We start from the raw sequence: 21,404 nt of genomic DNA, 5'->3' as shown, positions 1-21,404 counted from the left end.
GGACTTGTGAGTGACCAGAAGAAGGTCGTCGTCTTCGACTACGGCTTCGGCAACGTCCGGTCCGCCGAGCGCGCCCTCGCCCATGTCGGCGCGGACGTCGAGATCACCCGCGACTACGACAGGGCGATGAACGCCGACGGGCTGCTGGTGCCCGGTGTCGGCGCGTTCTCCGCCTGCATGGAGGGGCTGAAGCGGGCCCGCGGCGAATGGATCATCGGCCGCAGGCTCTCCGGCGGCCGACCCGTCATGGGCATCTGCGTCGGTATGCAGATCCTCTTCGAGCGCGGCATCGAGCACGGCGTCGAGACGGAGGGGCTGGACGAATGGCCCGGTACCGTCGCCCCGCTGAAGGCCCCGATCGTCCCGCACATGGGCTGGAACACCGTGCGGTCCCCCGAAAACTCCCAGCTCTTCGCGGGGCTCGACCCCGAGGCCCGGTTCTACTTCGTGCACTCCTACGCCGTGCACGACTGGAGCCTGGAGGTCACCAACGACAGGATCCGGGCGCCCCGGGTCACCTGGGCCACCCACGGCGAGCCGTTCGTCGCGGCCGTGGAGAACGGCGCCCTGTGGGCCACCCAGTTCCACCCCGAGAAGTCCGGCGATGCCGGCGCCCAGCTGCTGACCAACTGGATCGAGACGCTGTAATGCCGAAGCTTGAACTCCTTCCCGCCGTCGACGTCCGCGACGGCCAGGCCGTCCGTCTCGTCCACGGCGAGTCCGGCTCCGAGACCTCCTACGGTGACCCCCTGCAGGCCGCCCTCGCCTGGCAGCAGTCGGGCGCCGAATGGCTGCATCTCGTCGACCTGGACGCCGCGTTCGGCACCGGTGACAACCGGGAGCGGATCGCCGAGGTCGCCCGCTCCATGGACATCAAGGTCGAGCTCTCCGGCGGCATCCGCGACGACGCCTCGCTCGCCGCCGCCCTCGCCACCGGCTGCACCCGGGTCAACCTCGGAACCGCCGCCCTGGAGACGCCGGAGTGGGTCGCCAAGGTCATCGCCGAGCACGGCGACAAGATCGCCGTCGGCCTCGACGTCCGCGGCACGACGCTGCGCGGCCGCGGCTGGACCCGTGACGGCGGCGACCTCTACGAGACGCTCGCCCGCCTCGACTCCGAGGGCTGCGCCCGCTACGTCGTCACCGACATCGCCAAGGACGGCACGCTCCAGGGCCCCAACCTGGAGCTCCTGAAGAACGTCTGCGCCGCCACCGACAAGCCCGTCGTCGCCTCCGGCGGTGTCTCCTCGCTGGACGACCTGCGGGCCATTTCCTCTCTCGTCCCGGACGGCGTCGAGGGCGCGATCGTCGGCAAGGCGCTGTACGCGAAGGCGTTCACCCTCGAAGAGGCGCTGCAGGTGGTATCCGGATGACCGACTCCGTCAACCGCATCTCCTCCGGGGCTCCCTGGGAGGACAAGTTCGGCTACTCCCGCGCGGTCGAGCTTCCGAACGGCCTTGTCCTGGTCGCCGGTTGCACGTCGGTGGTGGGCGGGCAGATCTCCGCGGGCGGCCCGTACGAGCAGGCAGTCACCTCCTTCAAGGTGTCCTTCGACGCGCTGAAGCAGGTCGGTCTCGGCCGCGAGGACGTCGTCCGCACCCGGATGTACATCACCCACGCCCGGGACGTGGACGAGGTCGGCCGCGCCCACAAGGAGCTGTTCGACGACGTACGCCCCGCCGCGTCGATGATCATCGTGTCCGGCTTCGTCGACCCGAGCCTGGTCGTCGAGGTCGAGGTCGAGGCCTACCGGGCAGGTGCGCGATGACTCTCGCCGTACGTGTCATTCCGTGCCTGGACGTCGACAACGGCCGGGTCGTCAAGGGCGTCAACTTCCAGAACCTGCGCGATGCGGGCGACCCCGTCGAGATGGCGAAGCTGTACGACGCCGAGGGCGCCGACGAGCTGACCTTCCTGGACATCACCGCATCCAGCGGCGACCGGGAGACCACCTACGACGTGGTGCGCCGCACCGCCGAGCAGGTCTTCATCCCGCTCACGGTCGGCGGCGGCGTCCGTACCGCCGACGATGTCGACAAGCTGCTGCGGGCCGGCGCCGACAAGGTCGGCGTCAACACCGCGGCCATCGCACGCCCCGACCTCATCCGGGAGATCGCCGAGCGCTTCGGCCGCCAGGTCCTGGTGCTCTCCGTGGACGCCCGGCGCACGCCCGCGGGCACCTTCGAGGTCACCACCCACGGCGGCCGCAAGGGCACCGGCATCGACGCCGTCGAATGGGCACACCGCGCCGCCGAGCTGGGCGCGGGCGAGATCCTGCTCAACTCGATGGACGCGGACGGCACCAAGGACGGCTACGACACCGAGATGATCGCCGCGGTACGGGAGCACGTGACCGTCCCCGTCATCGCCTCCGGCGGCGCGGGCCGGCTCGCGGACTTCGCGCCGGCCATCGCGGCGGGCGCCGACGCGGTGCTCGCCGCATCCGTCTTCCACTTCGGGGATCTGCGGATCTCCGAGGTCAAGGGCGCGCTCAGGGAGGCCGGACACCCGGTCCGCTGACCGCGGCACGGATCGACCCCATCGCCGGGCGGAGCCGTTTTTCGGCCCCGCCCGGCGATGGGCGTTCTGCGGGCCGTCTCCGGCCCTATCGCTCAGGTGTTCGGGTGCCACTACATCCCCAGCTCCGCCGTGTGCAGCCGGGCCACCGCCTCCTTGTCGCCGTCGAGGTCCACCGTCGCCGCGTCCTGCCGGCCGAACACGAAGAGCAGCAGCTCGCCCGGCTCGCCGGTGACCGTCACCACCGGGGTGCCCTTGTGCGCCACCGCCGTCTGGCCGTCCGGGCGGCGCAGCACCAGCCCCACCGGGGACTTGCGGCCCAGCAGCCGGGCCGTCCTCTCGGCGCGCGACCACAGCACATCGGCGAAGACCGGGTCCAGCTCCCGCCGCGACCAGTCCGGCTGGGCCCGGCGCACATCCTCCGCGTGGATGTAGAACTCGACGGTGTTGGCGGCCTCGTCGACCTGCTTCACAGCGTACGGGGAGAACCTCGGTGGTCCCGTACGGATCAGCTGGATCAGCTCCTCGTACGGCTTCGCGGCGAATTCCTCCTGCACCCGCTCCAGACGGTTCCTGAGCGCGCCCAGCAGAATCCCTCCCGCCGCGTCCGGCCGGCGCTCGCGGACCACCACATGGGCGGCCAGGTCCCGGGCCGTCCAGCCGTGGCACAGGGTCGGGGCTTCCGGTCCCGCCGCCTCCAACAGGTCGGCGAGCAGAAGTCGTTCACGCTTCGCATGGGTCGACATGCTCGCCAGCGTACGGCCGCCGTACGCGGTCCGCCCAGTGGACGCCGCACGGAACCGCATCCGCGGCCACGGCACAATGGGCGCATGACCAGCGAGCCCACGCCCAGCACTCCGCCGCCGTCCGGCAACCTCGACCCGGCCATCGCGGCCCGCCTCAAGCGCGGTGCCGACGGCCTCGTCCCGGCCATCGCCCAGCAGTACGACACCGGCGAGGTGCTGATGCTCGGCTGGATGGATGACGAGGCCCTGCACCGCACCCTCACCACCGGCCGCTGCACCTACTGGTCCCGCAGCCGCCAGGAGTACTGGGTCAAGGGCGACACCTCGGGCCACATCCAGCAGGTCAAGTCCGTCGCCCTGGACTGCGACGCCGACACCGTCCTCGTCAAGGTCGACCAGACGGGTGCCGCCTGCCACACCGGCGACCGCACCTGCTTCGACGCCGACGTCCTTCCGCTCACGCAGTAGGGTCAGCCGCCATGGATCTCGGTACCTTCCGCAAGCTGGCCGTCGACCGGCGTGTCATCCCCGTCAGCCGCAGACTCCTCGCGGACGGCGACACCCCGGTCGGGCTCTACCGCAAACTCGCGGGCGAGCGCACCGGCACCTTCCTGCTCGAATCCGCGGAGAACGGCCGCACCTGGTCGCGCTACTCCTTCATCGGGGTACGCAGCGCCGCCACCCTCACCGCACGCGACGGACAGGCCCACTGGCTGGGCACCCCGCCCGTCGGCGTCCCCGTCGACGGCGACCCCCTGCAGGCCCTGCGCGCCACCATCGAGACCCTGCACACCCCTCACGATTTGGTCGTCGACGACGGGCTGCCCCCGTTCACCGGCGGAATGGTCGGCTATCTGGGCTACGACATCGTCCGCCGCCTGGAGAAGATCGGCGACAGCGTCGAGGACGACCTCCACGTCCCCGAGCTGACGATGCTGCTGACCTCGGACCTCGCCGTGCTCGACCACTGGGACGGCAGCGTCCTGCTGATCGCCAACGCGATCAACCACAACGACCTGGCGACCGGCGTCGACGAGGCGTACGCGGACGCCGTCGCCCGTCTCGACGCCATGGAGCGGGACCTCTCGCGCCCCGTCGAGAACGCCCCCGCCGCCCTCCCGCCGTCCGAGCTCCCCCCGTACACCGCGCTGTGGGGCGGCAAGGCGTACCAGGACGCGGTCGAGGACGTGAAGGAGCGCATCAGGGCCGGTGAAGCCTTCCAGGTCGTCCCCTCACAGCGCTTCGAAACCCCGTGCACGGCAAGCGCGTTGGACGTCTACCGGGTGCTGCGCGCCACCAATCCGTCGCCGTACATGTACCTCTTCCGCTTCGACGGCTTCGACGTCGCGGGCTCCAGCCCGGAGGCCCTCGTCAAGGTCGAGGACGGACGTGCCATGGTCCACCCGATCGCCGGGACCAGGCACCGCGGCGCCACCCCGCAGGAGGACCAGGCGCTCGCCGACGAACTCCTCGCCGACCCGAAGGAACGCGCCGAGCACCTGATGCTCGTCGACCTCGGCCGCAATGACCTGGGGCGGGTCTGCGAACCCGGCAGCGTCGAGGTCGTCGACTTCATGTCGATCGAGCGGTACTCGCACGTGATGCACATCGTCTCCACCGTCACCGGCCGCGTCGCCGAGGGCCGCACCGCCTTCGACGTCCTCACCGCGTGCTTCCCCGCGGGCACCCTCTCCGGCGCCCCCAAGCCCCGTGCGATGCAGATCATCGAGGAGCTCGAACCGACCCGCCGCGGACTGTACGGAGGCTGCGTCGGCTACCTCGACTTCGCCGGGGACTCCGACACCGCCATCGCGATCCGTACCGCCCTGCTCCGCGACGGCACGGCGTACGTCCAGGCCGGAGCGGGTGTCGTCGCCGACTCCGACCCGGTCGGCGAGGACACCGAGTGCCGCAACAAGGCCGCCGCGGTGCTCCGCGCGGTGCATACGGCCAACCGGCTCCACGGAGCATGAGGCGGTAAGGGATAGTGGGGTACGTGAGTGCTGTCCCCGTACCCCAGCCCCGTGCCCGCGCCGTCACCGCGCCGGACGCCACGGGAAACCGCCGTAGTCTGGCCGCCGGTCTGCTCCTCGGGGCGGTCGGCGCCACCGTCGTCCTGCTCGCCTCCGGCCAGACCTGGGCCGAGGGCCGGGCGGCCGTCGGCGGTGGCACCCTGCCGCTGACCGCCGACGGCCAGGACGTCACCGGCCTCCCGGCCGCCCTGGCCATAGTCGGCCTGGCCGCCCTCGTCGCCGTCTTCGCCGTCCGCAGCGGCGGGCGGCTGATCGTCGCCGGGCTCCTCGCCCTCAGCGGCCTCGGTGCCGGACTGAGCGCCTACCTCGGCGCCTCCGACAGCTCGGCGCTCGACGAGAAGGCCGCACAGACCACCGGCGACGCCTCGGCGACCATCGACGCCCTCAGCCACACCGCGTGGCCCTACGTCACCGCGGCCGGCGGCCTGCTGATCCTCCTCGCCGGGCTCCTCGCCCTGCGCTACGGGAAGCTCTGGCCCACCATGTCGGGACGGTACGAACGGGACGGAACCCCCCGCCCCCGCAGGGCCGCCCGCACCGCCCCGGACCCGGACCGGCCCGAGGACCTCTGGAAGGCTCTGGACCGCGGCGAGGACCCGACGCGCGAGGCATGACCCCCAGCTCACGTCGTACCCGCACGTACGGGACAATGAAGCTGAGCTTTCTGCACAGCGGCACCGACAGCGGCACCGGCTTTGCGTACAGCGATACCAACAGCGCATCACCAACAAGGAGCAACTCATGGCGGGCAGCAGCCACGGACACACCCCGGCCGCCTGGACCGGTGTCATCATCTCCTTCATCGGCTTCTGCGTCGCAGGCGTCTTCATGGTCGCGGCCAGCCCGATCGGCTTCTGGGCCGGTATCGCCGTCATCTTCCTCGGCGGGATCGTCGGCCTCGCGATGAAGGCCGCGGGCCTCGGCATGCCGAAGGAGTCGGAGGAGATGGCCCGGGCCAGGGCGCGCGCCGCGCAGGCCCAGGTCTCCTGACGCACGCACCATCCGTACGCATACGAGGCGCAGCCCGGACCGGGCTGCGCCTTTCCGTATCAGCGGGGACAATCACCGGGTGGACGCATTGCCTACTCCAGCCGCCGCCCCGTCGGCGCCGGGCTCCCGGCCCGCCCCCGGCCACCCGCCGATGCCCGGACCGGTCCTCCCTCCGGCGCCCGCCCCCGCCTCGCGCCTCCGGCGGCTCGCCACCCCGGTGGGCGTCATGGCTGTCGTCGTCGGGGCCTTCGGCTATGTCGGTGCCGTCGACCCCAACCAGCCGGGCCACTACCCGGTCTGCCCCCTGCTCCGCCTCACCGGTCTGTACTGCCCGGGCTGCGGCGGGCTGCGCAGCGCCCATGCCGTCGCGCACGGCGACATCGCCGCCGCCCTCGGCTCCAATGCGCTCGCCGTCGTCGGCTACGGGATCTTCGCCGTCCTCTGGGCGGTCTGGATGGTCCGCGCCGCCCGGGGAAGGCCCATGAGCATCGCCGCGAAGCCCGTCGTCTGGTGGGGGATCGGGGCCGTGCTGCTGATCTTCTCGATCGTCCGGAATCTGCCGTTCGGATCGGCTCTGGTGCCTTGAATGCCCAGGTAATGGGACATTCGACGACTGGATTCGGGCCCTTCGGCCTCCTGCGGATAGCATTGACATGGCTGATCCTGTTCCCTCATCACCGTCCCGGAAGGGGGCCGCTCGCGTGAGTGTGCTCGACGAGATCATCGAAGGCGTACGCGCCGACCTCGCAGAGCGGCAGGCGCGTGTCAGCCTCGACGAGCTGAAGGAACGCGCGGCGCGCGCTCCTGCCGCCAAGGACGGAGTCGCCGCCCTGCGCGGCGAGGGCGTGACCGTCATCTGCGAGGTCAAGCGCTCAAGCCCCTCCAAGGGGGCGCTTGCCGCGATCGCCGACCCGGCCGCGCTCGCCGCGGACTACGAGGCGGGCGGCGCGTCCGTCATCTCGGTCCTCACCGAGGAGCGCCGCTTCGGCGGTTCCCTCGCCGACCTGGAGGCCGTCCGCGCCAAGGTCGACATCCCGGTCCTGCGCAAGGACTTCATCGTCACCTCGTACCAGCTCTGGGAGGCCCGCGCCTACGGCGCCGACCTCGCCCTGCTGATCGTCGCCGCCCTTGACCAGGAGGCCCTGGTCTCCCTGATCGAGCGCGCCGAGTCCATCGGCCTGACGCCGCTGGTCGAGGCGCACGACGAGGAGGAGGCCGAGCGTGCCGTGGACGCCGGGGCGAAGATCATCGGTGTCAACGCGCGCAACCTCAAGGACCTCAAGGTCGACCGCTCCACCTTCGAGCGTGTCGCCCCCGAGATCCCCAACCACATCGTCAAGGTCGCCGAATCCGGCGTCCGCGGTCCGCACGACCTGATCGCGTACGCCAACGCGGGCGCCGACGCGGTGCTCGTGGGCGAGTCCCTGGTCACCGGCCGTGACCCGCGGGCCGCCGTCGCCGACCTGGTCGCCGCCGGTGCCCACCCGGCGCTCCGGCACGGACGGGGCTGACCGAGACCGTGTCCGCCGACCGTCCCGCGTCCCGTACCCGGCCGGGCCTGCGCCCCGCCGGTACGACGGCCCGGGTACCGCACGCCCCGCTGGCGCGCGGCTGCCGCCCTCGTGGCTGCCGCGCCCCCGCCCGGCGCGTGCGCGGTCGGCGCGTGCGGTACGTGATCGGCGACGAGCCCGGCCAGGTCAACGGCATGCGATGGCGCACGGGGTCCGCGCTGTAGCGAGCCCCGGCCGACGTACCCCGCACCACTTCTGTCGTACGTACGACCGCACCGCCCGACCACCCCCGGTCGCGGTGGCGCTCCGCTCACGGCGCATACGGTGAACCCACCCATTGCAATGTCGAGGAGCACGTCGGATGTCATCTGACTTCTTCATCCCGGACCCGGAGGGTCTGATCCCCAGCGCCGAGGGGTACTTCGGTGCGTTCGGCGGCAAGTTCATCCCGGAGGCGCTCGTCGCCGCCGTGGACGAGGTCGCCGTCGAGTACGACAAGGCGAAGGCCGACCCGGCCTTCGCCGCCGAGCTCAACGAGCTCATGGTCAACTACACCGGCCGGCCCAGCGCGCTGACCGAGGTCCCGCGCTTCGCGGAGCACGCGGGCGGCGCCCGGATCTTCCTCAAGCGCGAGGACCTGAACCACACCGGCTCGCACAAGATCAACAACGTGCTGGGACAGGCGCTGCTCACCCGGCGCATGGGCAAGACCCGGGTCATCGCCGAGACCGGCGCCGGACAGCACGGCGTCGCCACCGCGACCGCCTGCGCGCTCTTCGGCCTCGAATGCACCATCTACATGGGTGAGATCGACACCGAGCGGCAGGCGCTGAACGTGGCGCGGATGCGGATGCTCGGCGCCGAGGTCATCTCCGTGAAGTCCGGCTCAAGGACCCTGAAGGACGCCATCAACGAGGCGTTCCGCGACTGGGTCGCCAATGTGGACCACACGCACTACCTCTTCGGCACCGTCGCGGGACCGCACCCCTTCCCCGCCATGGTCCGCGACTTCCACCGTGTCATCGGCGTCGAGGCCCGCCGCCAGATCCTGGAGCGGACCGGCCGGCTGCCGGACGCCGCGATCGCCTGCGTCGGCGGCGGCTCCAACGCCATCGGGCTCTTCCACGCCTTCATCCCGGACGCCCACGTCCGGCTGATCGGCTGCGAGCCCGCCGGACACGGGGTGGAGACCGGCGAGCACGCGGCGACCCTGACCGCGGGCGAGCCCGGGATCCTGCACGGCTCGCGCAGCTACGTCCTCCAGGACGAAGAGGGCCAGATTACCGAGCCGTACTCCATCTCGGCGGGCCTCGACTACCCGGGCATCGGCCCGGAGCACGCCTACCTCAAGGACATCGGCCGCGGCGAGTACCGCGCCGTCACCGACGACGCCGCCATGCAGTCGCTGCGCCTCCTCTCCCGTACCGAAGGGATCATTCCGGCCATCGAGAGCGCCCACGCGCTGGCCGGAGCCCTGGAGGTCGGGAAGGAGCTCGGCAAGGGCGGACTGCTCGTGGTCAATCTGTCGGGCCGCGGCGACAAGGACATGGACACGGCGGCCCGCTACTTCGGGCTGTACGACGGGAGCGACGGGGTCGTCGAGGCCGATGTGGCCGACGGGGAAGAGGAGGTCACCAAGTGAGCGGCAATGTGGAGTTGTTGAGTTCCTCCCTCGCACGGGCGAAGGCGGAGAACAGGTCCGCGCTCATCGCGTACCTCCCGGCCGGCTTCCCGACCGTCGACGGCGCGATCGCCGCCGTGAAGGCGGTCGTGGCGGGCGGTGCGGACATCGTCGAGGTGGGGCTGCCGCACAGCGACCCGGTGCTCGACGGCCCGGTCATCCAGACCGCCGACGACATCGCCCTGCGCGGCGGCGTGAAGATCGCCGACGTGATGCGCACGGTCCGCGAGGCGTACGAGGCGACCGGTGTCCCGATCCTCGTCATGACGTACTGGAACCCGATCGACCGGTACGGCGTCGAGCGCTTCACCGCCGAGCTCGCCGAGGCCGGCGGTGCCGGGTGCATCCTGCCCGACCTGCCGGTCCAGGAGTCCGGCCTGTGGCGCGAGCACGCCGACAAGCACGGTCTCGCGACCGTCTTCGTCGTCGCGCCGAGCAGCAAGGACGAGCGCCTGGCCACCATCACCGCGGCCGGCTCGGGATTCGTCTACGCGGCATCCCTGATGGGTGTCACCGGCACCCGCGAGTCCGTCGGCGAGCAGGCCCAGGACCTGGTCGCGCGCACACGCGCCACCACGTCCCTGCCGGTCTGCGTCGGCCTCGGCGTCTCCAACGCCCGGCAGGCCGCCGAGGTCGCGGGCTTCGCCGACGGCGTGATCGTCGGCTCCGCCTTCGTCAAGGGCATGCTCGACGCCCCCGACGAGGCGGCCGGCCTTGCCGCGATCCGCTCACTGGCGGGCGAACTGGCCGAAGGCGTTCGAAAGCGCTGAATCGGGTGTAATCCAAACGGGTGGACCTGGACCCGGGGAGGCACGCAGGTGCCTCCCCGGGTCGTTGCTGCGGGTGTGAGCGAGAAGAACGAACAGGGAAAAAGGGCCGCGCGAGACCGGCTCGTCCAGCAGCGCGAGCGCCAGAAGGCGCGCGAGCACCGCAGGCGCACGCTGATCGTCGGCGGTGGCCTGGTGGGGGTGCTCGCGCTGGCCGCCGTCGTCGGCGTGATCGCCGCGAACACGGGCGACAACGGCGGCAAGAGCAAGACGGCGGGCCCCGTCGTCGCGCCGTCCGGAGCGACCGGCAAGGACAGTCTGGCCATCCAGGTCGGCGCGGACAGTGCCCCGTCCACGCTCACCGTCTGGGAGGACTTCCGCTGCCCGGTCTGCGCCCAGTTCGAGAACGCGTTCCGGGACACCATCCACCAGCTGGAAAGCACGAAACAGGTCAAGGTCGAGTACCACCTCGCCACGATCATCGACGGCAATCTCGGCGGCAGCGGTTCGCTGCGGGCGGCCAACGCCGCAGCCTGTGCACAGGGCGTCGGCAAGTTCGCCGCGTACCACGACGTCCTCTACCGCAACCAGCCGGCGGAGTCCGACGACGCCTTCGGTGACAACGCCAAGCTGATCGAGCTCTCCGGGAAGGTCCCGGGGCTCGACACGCCCGGCTTCCGCAGCTGTGTGGAAGACGGCACGCACGACAGCTGGGTCCAGAAATCCAACAAGGCGTTCCTGAGCGGCGGCTTCCAGGGCACGCCGACCGCGCTGCTCAACGGCGAGTCGATCTTCCCGAAGAAGGGGAACGAGCCCATTACCGCGGCGAATCTGAAGAAGTGGGTCGCCGAGGCCAACAAGGCCAAGAAGCCGGGCACGGTCACCCCGGCGCCGTCGGCCTCCTGACCGGCATCCGGCAAGGGGGGAAGAGATGACCCGCCCGTTACCCAGACGTTGTCGGGTGGGTTGCCGTAGGCCCCGCCCGGCAAGGTAGCGTCGACCCTGCCATGGACCTTGCCTACATTCCCAGCCCGTCGACCGGCGTGATCGATCTCGGCCCGATCCCGCTCCGCGGCTACGCGTTCTGCATCATCATCGGTGTCTTCGTCGCCGTCTGGTTCGGCAACAAGCGCTGGATCGCCCGGGGCGGCAGAGCCGGCACCGTTGCCGACGTCGCCGTCTGGGCCGTGCCCTTCGGCCTCGTCGGCGGCCGGCTCTACCACGTCATCACCGACTACCAGCTGTACTTCAGCGACGGTGAGAACTGGGTCGACGCCTTCAAGATCTGGCAGGGCGGCCTCGGCATCTGGGGCGCGATCGCGCTCGGTGCCGTCGGCGCCTGGATCGGCTGCCGCCGCCGCGGGATCCCGCTGCCCGCCTGGGCCGACGCGCTCGCCCCCGGCATCGCCTTCGCCCAGGCGATCGGTCGCTGGGGCAACTGGTTCAACCAGGAGCTGTACGGCAAGCCGACCGATCTGCCGTGGGCGCTGAAGATCAGCGAGGGCCCCAACCGGGTCGCCGGTACGTACCACCCGACGTTTCTGTACGAGTCGCTGTGGTGCATCGGCGTCGCCCTGCTGGTGATCTGGGCGGACCGCCGCTTCAGGCTCGGACACGGCCGGGCGTTCGCGCTGTACGTCGCCGCGTACTGCGCGGGTCGCGGCTGGATCGAGTACATGCGGGTCGACGAGGCCCACCACATCCTGGGCCTGCGCCTGAATGTGTGGACCGCGCTGATCGTGTTCGTGCTGGCGGTGACGTACATCGTGATCTCGGCGAAGGTACGGCCGGGGCGCGAGGAGATCGTGGAGCCGGGCGCGGTGGAAGCCGGAGGCGTCGAGGACGCGGAGGGCGGTGACGCGGAGGGCCGTGACGCCGCCGGTGACGCGGAGCCCGATGCGGACGGTGAGGCCGGGCGCGCGGAGGACGGCGTGGCGGACGCGCCGACGAAGAACGGCACCGCGGAGGCGGCGAAGAACGGCTGAGCGGTGTGTGCGTGTACGGGGGCCCCGAGCCGGACGGTTCGGGGCCCCCACGCATGACCCCGGCCGGTGGCCGAGCGCCGCACTCAAACGGACAAGCGGGCAGGTGGTGGGCCCGCACCGGGCCTTGAGCATCCCCCCGTCACCCCCCTCCCCGCGCCAGCGTCAGCGTGCGGCGGGCCGATGCGACCACCGCCGCGTCGACGAAACGGCCGTCCGGGAGGGCCAGCGCGCCCTCGTCCGTCACGGCCGCCTCCACGATCTCCCGTGCCGCCTCGACCTCCTCGGACGTCGGGCGGAATGCCCGCTCGATGACCGGGAGCTGGCGGGGATGGATCGCCGCCCGGCCCAGGAACCCCAGTGCCCGGCCGTGCGCGCAGGACGCCCGCAGGCCGTCCAGGTCACGTACGTCCGTGAACACCGACTGGGTGGGGGGTGCGAGCCCCGCCGCGCGGGCGGCGACCACGACCCGGCTGCGCGACCAGTCGAGCCCGGTGTCCTCCCGTACCCCCAGATCGGCCCGGAGGTCCGCCTCGCCCAGGGCGATGGAGCGCACCTGGGGATGGGAGGCGGCGACCGTGTACGCGTGCTCGATGCCGAGCGCCGATTCCAGCAGGGGACAGAGTGCGACCCCCGGTGCCACGGCGGCGATGTGGTGGACGGACGCCGCGTGCGTGATCTTGGGCAGCCGGAGTTCGGCGAGGCCCGGCAGCCCGGCCAGGGCGAGGACGTCCGCCTCGGTGTGGACCCGGACATGGATGGGCACGGTCGTCTCCCCGGCCGCCTCGGACAAAAGCTCGACGGTGGCCGCCCGTGCGTACTCCTTGCGGTCCGGCGCGACCGCGTCCTCCAGATCGACGATCACCACGTCCGCGCCCGCGTCACGCGCCTTGCGCACCACCTCCGGGCGGTCCCCGGGGACGTACAGCAGGGTGAGGGGGACCGCCGCCGTCACAGGACGCTCTCCGCCCGCAGCGCGGCGATCTCCGGGCCCGACAGGCCCAGCCCGGTGAGGATCTCCTCGGTGTCCGCGCCGTGCGGCCGGCCCGCCCAGCGGATCGCGCCCGGTGTCCCCGACAGGCGGAACAGGACGTTCTGCATCCGCAGCGGCCCCAGCTCCGGGTCGTCGACCTCGGTGATGGAGTCCAGGGCCCGGTACTGCGGGTCCTCCATCACGTCCCGGATGTCGTGGATGGGCGCGATCGCCGCCTCCGCCTTCTCGAACGCGCAGACCGCGGCCTCCCGGGTGTGCCGGGCGATCCAGTTGCCGACCGCCTCGTCGAGTTCGTCGGTGTGCTCGGCGCGGGTGGTGCCGGAGCCGAACCAGGGTTCGTCGATCAGTTCGGGTCTGCCGACCAGATGCATGACCCGCTCGGCGATCGACTGCGCGGAGGTGGAGACGGCGACCCAGTGCCCGTCCGAGGTGCGGTACGTATTGCGCGGGGCGTTGTTCCGGGAGCGGTTGCCGGTGCGCGGCTGTACGTAGCCGAGCTGGTCGTACCAGAGCGGCTGCGGGCCGAGCACGGTCAGGATCGGCTCGATGATCGCCATGTCGACGATTTGTCCCTGCCCGGTACGGTCGCGCCCGGCGAGCGCGGCCATCACGGCGTACGCGGTGGCCAGCGCCGCGATCGAGTCGGCGAGCCCGAACGGCGGCAGCGTGGGCGGCCCGTCCGGCTCCCCGGTGATCGCGGCGAACCCGCTCATCGCCTCGGCCAGGGTGCCGAAGCCGGGGCGGTGCGCGTACGGGCCGAACTGGCCGAAGCCGGTGACCCTCGTCAGCACCAGCCGCGGGTTGACGGCGTGCAGCTCCGCCCAGCCCAGGCCCCAGCGCTCCAGCGTCCCGGGCCGGAAGTTCTCGATGATCACATCGGTCTCGGCGGCCAGCCGGAGCAGGATGTCGCGGCCACCGGGGCTGGACAGATCGAGGGTCAGATTGCGCTTGTTGCGGCCGAGCACCTTCCACCACAGGCCGATGCCGTCCTTGGCGGGCCCGTGCCCGCGCGAGGGATCGGGCCTGCGCGGATGCTCGACCTTGATCACCTCGGCGCCGAAGTCGCCGAGCATGGTGGCGGAGAGGGGGCCCGCGAAGAGCGTGGCGAGGTCGATGACCCGCAGTCCGGTCAGGGGTGCCTGTGTGTTCGTTTTCATGCGGCGTCGATCTCGCTTCGGTACGGCATGGAGGTCGAGGCGCCCGGCCGCTGTACGCAGAGTGCGGCGGCGGACGACGCCCAGGCCAGTGACTCCGGTACGGACCGCCGCTCGCCGAGGGCGACGGCGAGCGTGCCGACGAAGGTGTCCCCGGCCCCGGTGGTGTCCACGGCGGTGACCTCGGGGGCGGGGAAGAGGATGGTCTCGCTGCCCCGGGCCGCGTACAGACAGCCCTTCGAGCCGAGGGTGATGACGACCGCCGGGACCTGGCCGAGCAGGATCTGCGCCGCCGCACGGGGGTCGCTGGCGCCGGTGAGCGCGGCCGCCTCGTGCTCGTTGGGGATCAGCAGGTCGACGCAGTCGAGGAGTTCGGAAGGCAGGGGCTGTACGGGGGACGGGGTGAGGATCGTCCGTACGCCCTGGGCGTGGGCCACCCGTGCGCCCTCCAGCACGGCGGGCAGCGGCAGCTCCAGCTGGAGGAGCAGCAGATCGGCTCCGGCCACGGCGGCCATCTCGCCGGGGCCGAGCGAGGTGACCGTGCCGTTCGCGCCGGGGATCACCACGATGGAGTTGGAGCCCAGGTCGTCGACGACGATGTGCGCGGTGCCGCTGGGGCCTTCCGCGGTGTGCAGCAGATCCGTGTCGACGCCCGCGTGTTCCAGGCCGGACCGCAGCAGGGTGCCGTACTCGTCGTCGCCGACCGCGCCGATCATCAGCACGTCGCCGCCCGCGCGTGCGGCGGCGACGGCCTGGTTGGCGCCCTTGCCGCCGGGAATGGTGCGCAGCTCCCGTCCGGTGACGGTCTCCCCGCGCTCCGGAGCCCGTGCGACGTATGCGACAAGGTCCATGTTGGTGCTGCCGAGCACCGCGATGCCGGTCATGGGCGGAGTGCCTCCTTGAGGGTGAGCCGGTGGGTCTGTTCGGCGAGTGCGTCGAAGCCGATGGAGTCGAAACCGGGGACGGACGTGGCGAGGCGGTTCTTCAGCGGGGTCGTCCAGCGGTCGGGCAGCCGCTCCGGGGATCCGGTCAGCAGTCCGGCGAGCGAACCGGCGGTCGCGCCGTTCGAATCGGTGTCCAGGCCACCGGAGACCGCACGGCAGATGGAGGCGGAGAAGTCGCCGTCGGCATGGGTGAGGGCGGCGGCGAGCAGCGCGGCATTGGGCAGTACGTGGACCCAGTGGTGCCCGCCGTACTCGGCGTGCAGCCGGTCGACGACCGCGTCGAAGCCGTCCTCGCCGCGGGCCGCCCCGATGCCGGAGCGCACCGCGTGCGCGAACCGCGAACGCGGCGGCACGACCCGCAGCCCGGCGGCCAGGCATCCGTGCACATCGCTTCCGCCACCGGCCGCCTCGGCGAGCGCCGCGGCCGTGAACATCGCGCCGTACACCCCGTTGGCGGTATGGGTGAGGACCGCGTCCCGGTGCGCCTGTTCCGCCGCGGCCGCCGGATCGCCCGGATGCGTCCAGCCATGCACATCGGCCCGGATCTGCGCACCGATCCACTCCCGGAACGGATTGCGGTACCGGGCGGTGTGAGGGGGCTCGATCCCGTCGAGCAGATTGCGGTACGCGATCCGTTCGGCGGTGAACATCCGCCCGGCCGGGAGTTCGTCGAGCCAGAGCCGGGCGAGGTCGCAGGTGGTGAAGGAGGGGCCGTGACGCCGGAGCAACAGCAGGGTCAGCAAAGGGTGGTTGAGGTCGTCGTCCTCCGGCATGCCGTCGATGTTCTCGGCCAGGGACGTGGGTGCGGAGCGGCGGTTCCAGGGGTAGGTGGCGGCCAGTTCGGCGGGCAGCCCCTTAGCCGTGAACCAGGTGGTCAGCGGCCAGTTCCCGGTGGCGCGGGCCAGGGCGCGGATGCCGGTGAGGGGAAGTTTCTCGACGGGTTTGCCGAGCAGACAGCCCGCGGCCCGGCCCAGCCAGGCGGCGTGCAGCCGGTCCCGGCCCACCGGCGGCGGGTCCATGCGCGGGGCGGGCCAGTCGGGGCAGGCGGCCCGGATCGCGGGCAGCTCCGTCGGCTCGTCCGCCGCCAACGGGGATTCCAGCAGGGCGAGTTCGTCGAGAAGCCGCTCGGCGAGCGCCCGCAGCTCCGGTGCCGGAGCGGTCGACGCACCCGCGCGCTCCGGGGCGGGGGCGCCGCCCGCCTCGTACCACCGGCGCGCTACGGTCCGCGCGTCCCGCCCGTCCTCGGCCGCCTGGCGCAGCTCGTGCCCGACCAGGTCCTCGGGCTGCACCCATGTCACCCGTACGTTCACGGCGTGCCCGCCAGCGCGGCGAACGCCGACTCGTGCGCGCGCCGCCGGGCCGTGTCCCGTACGAACACCTCGCGGGCGACGTCCGCCAGGGTGTGCGCGGGGGCGTGCAGATCGAGCCGGCTGGCCTCGGCGACCGTCTTCACCCAGTCGGCGGGGATCGTCCGTTCACCGTGGAGCGCGCCCGCGATCGCGCCGCTCATCGTGGCGATCGAGTCGCAGTCCCGGCCGTAGTTGACCGAGCCGAGCACCGCGCGCCGGTAGTCGCCGTTCGCGGCGAGCAGCATCCCGAGCGCGATCGGGAGCTCCTCGATGGAGTGCAGCCGGGACGGCCGGCGGGCGCCGAGGGAGGGGGCGCGGTAGTCGGGGCCGACGGTGTCGAAGGGGGCGACCGCGGTACGCAGCGGGGCCAGCGCCGACTCGAAATCGCTGTGTTCTGCGGCCACTTCGCAGACCGCCTCGATGGCGGACCGAGTGCCGTCCTTGGCGAGCGACAGACAGGTGTCGACGACGGTGGCGGGCGTCGCGTCCGGGGCACAGGCAGCGGCGACGGCCGCCGCGAAGACCCCGGCCGCCTCCCTGCCGTACGAGGACTGATGGGCACCGGCGACATCCAGCGCCTCCGCGTACGCGGCCTGCGGATGGGCGGCGTTGACCAGGCCGACCGGTGCCATGTACATCGCCGCACCGCAGTTGACGATGTTTCCGGAGCCCGCCTCGCGCGGATCGACGTGGCCGTAGTGCAGCCGCGCGACGATCCACTTCTCGGCCAGAAAGATCCGCTGGAGCGGCAGCGCGTCCGCCTCCAGCTCCGGGATCCAGCGAGGCGTGGAGATCAGCTCGGGTACGAGGTGGTCGGCGACCGCGTACGCGTCGAGATGGTCGCGCACGGCGCCGTACACCCGCACCAGCGCATGGGTCATCAGGGTGTCGTCGGTGACGTGTCCGTCGCCCTTGTGGTACGGCGCGATGGGGCGGGCGGTGCGCCAGTCGTCGCCGTCCCACGGGCCGACGATGCCGCTGATCCGCCCGCCGTGGCGGGCCACGATCTGCTCGGGGGGCCTGCCCTCGACCGGACCGCCGAGAGCGTCGCCGACCGCGGCGCCGACGAGTGCTCCCGTGATCCGTTCATCGAGTGTGAGTGCCGTGGTCCTCGCCTCGGACCGCATGGGCGTCATGGATGTCATGCCCGAATTGTCCACCCGTGGGCTTCGGTTCCGTGTCTGCCAGCAGCCCGGCGAGTTCGATGAGATCGGTCCCCGCGAGACGGGGCAGCGCGCATCCGGCCAGGGTGCGGCAGGCCTCGCGCCAGCTGTCGGGGACGGTGCAGATTCCGCCGAGCGCGCCGGTCAGCGCACCGGCCAGGGCGGGCGCCGAGTCGGCCACCCGCGACAGGCAGGCCGCCGCGGGAACGGCCTGGGCGATCTGACCGCGGGCCGCGGTGGCCAGGGCGAGGGCGACCGGAACGGTCTCGGCGGCGGCGATCCCGTAGCTGTAGACATGGTCGACGATCTGATGCTCCAGCACCGGTACGACGGCGAACGCGCCCGCCGTCTCGCCGACGAAGTCACGGGCGATCCGGACGGCGTGGGCGGCGTTGCGGGCGATCTCCGTACCGTCGGGGAGCTGGGCGAGCGCGGCGTTCACCGCGGTGTCCACGTCCGCACCGCCCAGCGCCTCGGCGACCGCGGCCGCCATCGCCCGGGCGCCGTGCACCCCGTCGCCGTCCTGGGTGTAGCGGGCGTCGAACTCGGCGAGGTCGGCGGCCGCGGCGGGGTCCGCGGGGTGGACGACGGCGAGCACGGCGGCCCGTACACAGGCCGCGTCGTCGAAGTAGTGCGGGTTGTCGTGGCCGGTGGCGGGCGGGCGCAGCCCGGCCGCGAGATTGCCGAGCCCGGCCCGTACCGAGATCCGGGCGCGCAGGGGGAGCACCGCGGACTCGACCTCGGGAGCCCGGGCGGCCGCCGCTGCGACCTCGGCCGCCAGGGCGTTCCAGGCGACGTCGATGGCGGCCCGCACCCGGCGCTCTGGGGACAGCCCGTGCAGCGGACCGGCCGCCGAGGTGAGCACGGTCCCGGCGGCGAACGCCGCCCATTCGGCATCGTCGGAGGGCCCCAGCCGCAGGGGTTCGGGCGGCTGGTTGAGCGCGATGGGGACGGGCAGCGTGGTCGTGGCGTTCTGCTCGGCGAAGGTGTCGAGCTCCCGGGTCAGGCGCCGGGTCCACTCCGGCATCCTGGCGGCCCGGTGCCGCGCGGCCGGCCATCCGGCGGCGTCCCCGGAGGCCAGCCCGAGCAGCAGCCCCTCGATCCGGGCCCGGCGCCCGGGGGCGGGACGGGTACGGAGCCGGGCTGCCGGGGCGTCCGGGTGGGAGCCGTGCTGAGCGCCGCGCGCGGCGCTCATCGCTCCACCACCGTTGCGGGGGAGGCGGGGTCGGCGCCGGTGTCCCGCAGCCCCTCGCTCTCCCGCGCGCCCCTGTACACCTCGTCCGTGTCCTCCGGGGTGAGCAACTCCGCGATGTCCAGGACGTGGTGGCCCCGCATCGACGGCAGGCAGCTGCCCCGGACCGGGCCGATCGCGTCCCCCCAGTGCCGGGGAATCGCGGACGCCCCGTGCTGGGCGCCGGCCAGGGCCCCCGCCACCGCGGCCGTCGTGTCCGCGTCGCGGCCCATGTTGACCGCGGTCAGCACCGCCGTACGGAAATCGCCGCGCGCCGCCGCGAACGCGCCGAAGGCCAGGCCGACCGCCTCGGGCGCCAGGTCCGTCCACGGGTAGCCGCCGATGACCACCGCGGAGCGCACCGCGCGCTCCCTGGTGATCCGGTCGGGGTAGGTGTGCTGCGCGGCCGCCACCGCGCGCCGCAGCGAGCGCGCCGTCCAGGAGTCCATGGGGACCACGGACAGCGCGGCGGCGATCACCGACGCGACCCCCGCACCCACCATCGCCGCGGCGACCCCGGCCGCCACCGCCTGGCCGCCGTAGATGCCCTCCCCGTCATGGCTGACCCGGCCGTCCACCGCGACCAGCCGCGCCGCCTCGTCCGGCCGGCCTGCCGCGAAGACGCCGAACGGCGCCGCCCGCATCGCCAGGCCGTCGCTCCAGGCGTGCCGGTGCTGGGCGGAGATCGGGGCGGCGAGGCCCCGGCGCAGATTCTCCAGCGTGCCGCGCTCACTGAACCCGGCGCCGCGGAACGGCCCCTCGTCCAGGTCGGCGATCCACAGATGCCAGGCCCGCTCCACATGGGTGACGGTCAGCGCCGAACCGTGCCGGGCGAGCAGCAGCCCGGAGAAGATCGCGTACTCCGTGTCGTCCGTACCCGCGGGGTCCTCGCTCACGAAGCCCTCGATCCGGCCCCAGCGACGACGGATCTCGGAGGGCCGCAGGTTCTCCGCCGGTGCGCCCAGCGCGTCACCGACCGCGAGACCGAGCAGGGAGCCGCGGGCCCGGTCGGCCAGGTCCCCCCGCACCACCGCGGCCCGCTCGGCGCCGCCCCGCACCGCCGCCTGCGTACCGCCCGTCCGCGGCTCTGCCGGATTTCCTGCAGTCAACTCCATCGCGTCGACCCTTCGCTCACACCGAGCCAGTTCTCGTGCCTGCTCGATCTGTGCCACGCGGAGCACCGACAGAGGCCGATAATCGCAACAAAAGGGCCAGTCGGATGACGCCCCGGAGTCGGCAAGGCAGGCCGTACTTACCTGCCCCGTGACCAGGTAAGTACGGCCTGCCTTGCTGGCGGGGGGCCTTTTTCGTGCGTACTTTCGATGGTGTCGAGCGGGGGCGGAGCGCGGGAAACCCGCTGCCGGAGAAGGGGAGAGCTGTGGCCATCATCGAGATCGACGCCGTACTGCACGAGGCGCACCGCGACAATCACACCCATCGCGATGTGAACGGTGGCTGGCTGCGTCCGGCGGTGTTCGGTGCGATGGACGGGCTGGTCTCCAACCTCGCGCTGATGACCGGCGTCGCGGGTGGTGCCGTCTCCCAGCAGACGATTGTGATCACCGGTCTGGCGGGCCTGGCCGCCGGTGCGTTCTCCATGGCGGCCGGCGAATACACCTCCGTGGCCTCGCAACGCGAGCTCGTCGAGGCGGAACTCGACGTCGAGCGCCGCGAGTTGCGCAAGCACCCCAAGGACGAGGAGCGGGAGCTCGCCGCGCTCTATGTGTCCCGTGGTGTCGATTCCGGGCTCGCCCGCGAGGTCGCCCGGCAGCTGTCGCGCGATCCGGAGCAGGCCCTGGAGATCCACGCCCGCGAGGAGCTCGGCATCGACCCGGGCGATCTGCCCTCGCCGCTCGTCGCCGCCGTGTCGTCGTTCGGCGCGTTCGCGCTGGGGGCCCTGCTGCCCGTACTGCCGTATCTGCTCGGTGCGAGCGCGCTGTGGCCGGCCGTGCTGCTCGCGCTGGCGGGGCTGTTCGCCTGCGGAGCGGTGGTGGCCAGGGTGACGGCGCGCAGCTGGCTGTACAGCGGGCTGCGCCAGCTGGCGCTGGGCGGGGCCGCTGCGGCCATCACCTACGGCCTGGGCACGCTGTTCGGCGTGGCCGTCGGTGGCTGACCCCCGCCGAGGGGTGTGATATCAAGCCCGTCCGGTTGGGAGCTTTTGTCCCTGTTTGCCGGTCGGGCTTTATTTCCGTAACGTGTACGCCATCCGTGTGACGTACGTCCTGATGCCGGCCTCTGGGCGGACGGCTTCACCCGGCGTAAAATGAGTCTCTATACAAGGCTGCGCATAACTAGCCGTTAACTGGCGGTTTCGTTTCCTTTGCCGCCGGGCATGAGCCGTA

24 protein-coding genes are annotated in these 21,404 nt (G+C 72.2%); 16 read left to right on the top strand and 8 right to left on the bottom strand.

All coding sequences use genetic code 11. The annotated features are described in order from the left end of the window. Window positions 1-6 precede the first annotated feature (6 nt). The 4 genes from hisH to hisF are packed head-to-tail and all read left to right on the top strand — an operon-like array spanning window position 7 to window position 2,520. The gene (hisH, locus tag OG507_RS10255; RefSeq protein ID WP_327366856.1) at window positions 7-648 is read left to right on the top strand and encodes an imidazole glycerol phosphate synthase subunit HisH; all 642 of its coding nucleotides are present in this window, start codon (window positions 7-9) and stop codon (window positions 646-648) included. Continuing rightward, window positions 648-1,373: a bifunctional 1-(5-phosphoribosyl)-5-((5-phosphoribosylamino)methylideneamino)imidazole-4-carboxamide isomerase/phosphoribosylanthranilate isomerase PriA gene (priA, locus tag OG507_RS10250; RefSeq protein WP_327366855.1), complete on the top strand. Its 726-nt coding sequence runs from the start codon at window positions 648-650 to the stop codon at window positions 1,371-1,373. Before hisH ends, priA begins: the two co-directional genes overlap by 1 nt. Then, entirely contained in the window at window positions 1,370-1,768 is a 399-nt protein-coding gene (locus OG507_RS10245; protein WP_327366854.1) for a RidA family protein, read from the top strand. The genes priA and OG507_RS10245 overlap by 4 nt, the downstream gene beginning before the upstream one ends. Then, a complete protein-coding gene (gene hisF / locus OG507_RS10240) occupies window positions 1,765-2,520 on the top strand; it encodes an imidazole glycerol phosphate synthase subunit HisF (protein ID WP_327366853.1) in 756 nt (251 codons plus the stop codon). The genes OG507_RS10245 and hisF overlap by 4 nt, the downstream gene beginning before the upstream one ends. 110 nt (window positions 2,521-2,630) lie before the next feature. On the opposite strand, the gene OG507_RS10235 is transcribed toward hisF, so the two are convergent. Further along, window positions 2,631-3,263 carry a TIGR03085 family metal-binding protein gene (locus OG507_RS10235; RefSeq protein WP_327366852.1) on the bottom strand — a complete coding sequence of 211 codons (633 nt, stop codon included), beginning with the start codon at window positions 3,261-3,263 and terminating at the stop codon, window positions 2,631-2,633. A gap of 84 nt (window positions 3,264-3,347) precedes the next feature. Between OG507_RS10235 and hisI the strand changes: the two genes are divergently transcribed. The 11 genes from hisI to lgt all read left to right on the top strand — a co-directional run bounded on the left by hisI (window position 3,348) and on the right by lgt (window position 12,230). Then, window positions 3,348-3,731: a phosphoribosyl-AMP cyclohydrolase gene (gene hisI / locus OG507_RS10230; protein WP_327366851.1), complete on the top strand. Its 384-nt coding sequence runs from the start codon at window positions 3,348-3,350 to the stop codon at window positions 3,729-3,731. An 11-nt stretch (window positions 3,732-3,742) separates the two neighbouring features. Further along, window positions 3,743-5,236 (top strand): anthranilate synthase component I, encoded by a 1,494-nt coding sequence (locus tag OG507_RS10225; RefSeq protein ID WP_327366850.1) that lies wholly within the window; start codon window positions 3,743-3,745, stop codon window positions 5,234-5,236. Between the two features lie 14 nt (window positions 5,237-5,250). After that, window positions 5,251-5,910 carry a TIGR02234 family membrane protein gene (locus tag OG507_RS10220; protein ID WP_327366849.1) on the top strand — a complete coding sequence of 220 codons (660 nt, stop codon included), beginning with the start codon at window positions 5,251-5,253 and terminating at the stop codon, window positions 5,908-5,910. Window positions 5,911-6,037: 127 nt separating this feature from the next. Continuing rightward, the gene (locus tag OG507_RS10215; RefSeq protein WP_327366848.1) at window positions 6,038-6,286 is read left to right on the top strand and encodes an HGxxPAAW family protein; all 249 of its coding nucleotides are present in this window, start codon (window positions 6,038-6,040) and stop codon (window positions 6,284-6,286) included. 151 nt (window positions 6,287-6,437) lie between these two features. Beyond that, on the top strand, window positions 6,438-6,872 hold the full coding sequence (locus tag OG507_RS10210) for a DUF2752 domain-containing protein (RefSeq protein ID WP_327371922.1): 435 nt from the start codon (window positions 6,438-6,440) through the stop codon (window positions 6,870-6,872). 115 nt (window positions 6,873-6,987) lie between these two features. Continuing rightward, complete coding sequence (gene trpC / locus OG507_RS10205; RefSeq protein WP_327366846.1) at window positions 6,988-7,797, top strand: indole-3-glycerol phosphate synthase TrpC; 810 nt, start codon at window positions 6,988-6,990, stop codon at window positions 7,795-7,797. An 8-nt stretch (window positions 7,798-7,805) separates the two neighbouring features. After that, window positions 7,806-8,021: a tryptophan biosynthesis modulator TrpM gene (gene trpM, locus OG507_RS10200; RefSeq protein WP_327366845.1), complete on the top strand. Its 216-nt coding sequence runs from the start codon at window positions 7,806-7,808 to the stop codon at window positions 8,019-8,021. Between the two features lie 137 nt (window positions 8,022-8,158). Further along, window positions 8,159-9,439, top strand: a complete 1,281-nt coding sequence (gene trpB / locus OG507_RS10195) for a tryptophan synthase subunit beta (protein ID WP_327366844.1) — start codon at window positions 8,159-8,161, stop codon at window positions 9,437-9,439. Beyond that, entirely contained in the window at window positions 9,436-10,248 is an 813-nt protein-coding gene (gene trpA / locus OG507_RS10190; protein WP_327366843.1) for a tryptophan synthase subunit alpha, read from the top strand. The genes trpB and trpA overlap by 4 nt, the downstream gene beginning before the upstream one ends. 75 nt (window positions 10,249-10,323) lie before the next feature. Next, window positions 10,324-11,151 carry a thioredoxin domain-containing protein gene (locus OG507_RS10185; RefSeq protein WP_327366842.1) on the top strand — a complete coding sequence of 276 codons (828 nt, stop codon included), beginning with the start codon at window positions 10,324-10,326 and terminating at the stop codon, window positions 11,149-11,151. A gap of 101 nt (window positions 11,152-11,252) precedes the next feature. After that, window positions 11,253-12,230 carry a prolipoprotein diacylglyceryl transferase gene (gene lgt / locus OG507_RS10180; RefSeq protein ID WP_327366841.1) on the top strand — a complete coding sequence of 326 codons (978 nt, stop codon included), beginning with the start codon at window positions 11,253-11,255 and terminating at the stop codon, window positions 12,228-12,230. 139 nt (window positions 12,231-12,369) lie between these two features. Here the strand turns inward: lgt and OG507_RS10175 are convergent, their stop codons facing one another. Genes OG507_RS10175 through OG507_RS10145 form a run of 7 tightly spaced genes read right to left on the bottom strand, consistent with a single transcriptional unit; the run spans window position 12,370 to window position 20,177 of the window. After that, complete coding sequence (locus OG507_RS10175) at window positions 12,370-13,182, bottom strand: HpcH/HpaI aldolase/citrate lyase family protein (protein WP_327366839.1); 813 nt, start codon at window positions 13,180-13,182, stop codon at window positions 12,370-12,372. Next, on the bottom strand, window positions 13,179-14,378 hold the full coding sequence (locus OG507_RS10170) for a CaiB/BaiF CoA transferase family protein (protein WP_327366838.1): 1,200 nt from the start codon (window positions 14,376-14,378) through the stop codon (window positions 13,179-13,181). Before OG507_RS10170 ends, OG507_RS10175 begins: the two co-directional genes overlap by 4 nt. Beyond that, the gene (gene rbsK / locus OG507_RS10165) at window positions 14,375-15,259 is read right to left on the bottom strand and encodes a ribokinase (RefSeq protein WP_327366837.1); all 885 of its coding nucleotides are present in this window, start codon (window positions 15,257-15,259) and stop codon (window positions 14,375-14,377) included. Before rbsK ends, OG507_RS10170 begins: the two co-directional genes overlap by 4 nt. Next, a complete protein-coding gene (locus OG507_RS10160; RefSeq protein WP_327366836.1) occupies window positions 15,256-16,629 on the bottom strand; it encodes an ADP-ribosylglycohydrolase family protein in 1,374 nt (457 codons plus the stop codon). The genes rbsK and OG507_RS10160 overlap by 4 nt, the downstream gene beginning before the upstream one ends. After that, window positions 16,626-17,804 (bottom strand): ADP-ribosylglycohydrolase family protein, encoded by a 1,179-nt coding sequence (locus OG507_RS10155; protein WP_327371921.1) that lies wholly within the window; start codon window positions 17,802-17,804, stop codon window positions 16,626-16,628. Before OG507_RS10155 ends, OG507_RS10160 begins: the two co-directional genes overlap by 4 nt. Then, the gene (locus tag OG507_RS10150) at window positions 17,755-19,026 is read right to left on the bottom strand and encodes an ADP-ribosylglycohydrolase family protein (RefSeq protein ID WP_327366835.1); all 1,272 of its coding nucleotides are present in this window, start codon (window positions 19,024-19,026) and stop codon (window positions 17,755-17,757) included. The genes OG507_RS10155 and OG507_RS10150 overlap by 50 nt, the downstream gene beginning before the upstream one ends. Further along, a complete protein-coding gene (locus OG507_RS10145; protein ID WP_327366834.1) occupies window positions 19,023-20,177 on the bottom strand; it encodes an ADP-ribosylglycohydrolase family protein in 1,155 nt (384 codons plus the stop codon). The genes OG507_RS10150 and OG507_RS10145 overlap by 4 nt, the downstream gene beginning before the upstream one ends. Before the next feature lie 263 nt (window positions 20,178-20,440). Between OG507_RS10145 and OG507_RS10140 the strand changes: the two genes are divergently transcribed. Next, window positions 20,441-21,175 (top strand): VIT1/CCC1 transporter family protein, encoded by a 735-nt coding sequence (locus OG507_RS10140; RefSeq protein WP_327366832.1) that lies wholly within the window; start codon window positions 20,441-20,443, stop codon window positions 21,173-21,175. Window positions 21,176-21,404: the final 229 nt, after the last annotated feature.

Source organism: Streptomyces sp. NBC_01217, from assembly GCF_035994185.1.
Lineage (GTDB): Bacteria > Actinomycetota > Actinomycetes > Streptomycetales > Streptomycetaceae > Streptomyces.
Note: the sequence above shows the minus strand (reverse complement) of the source record. Positions and strands in the feature narration are given on the sequence as shown.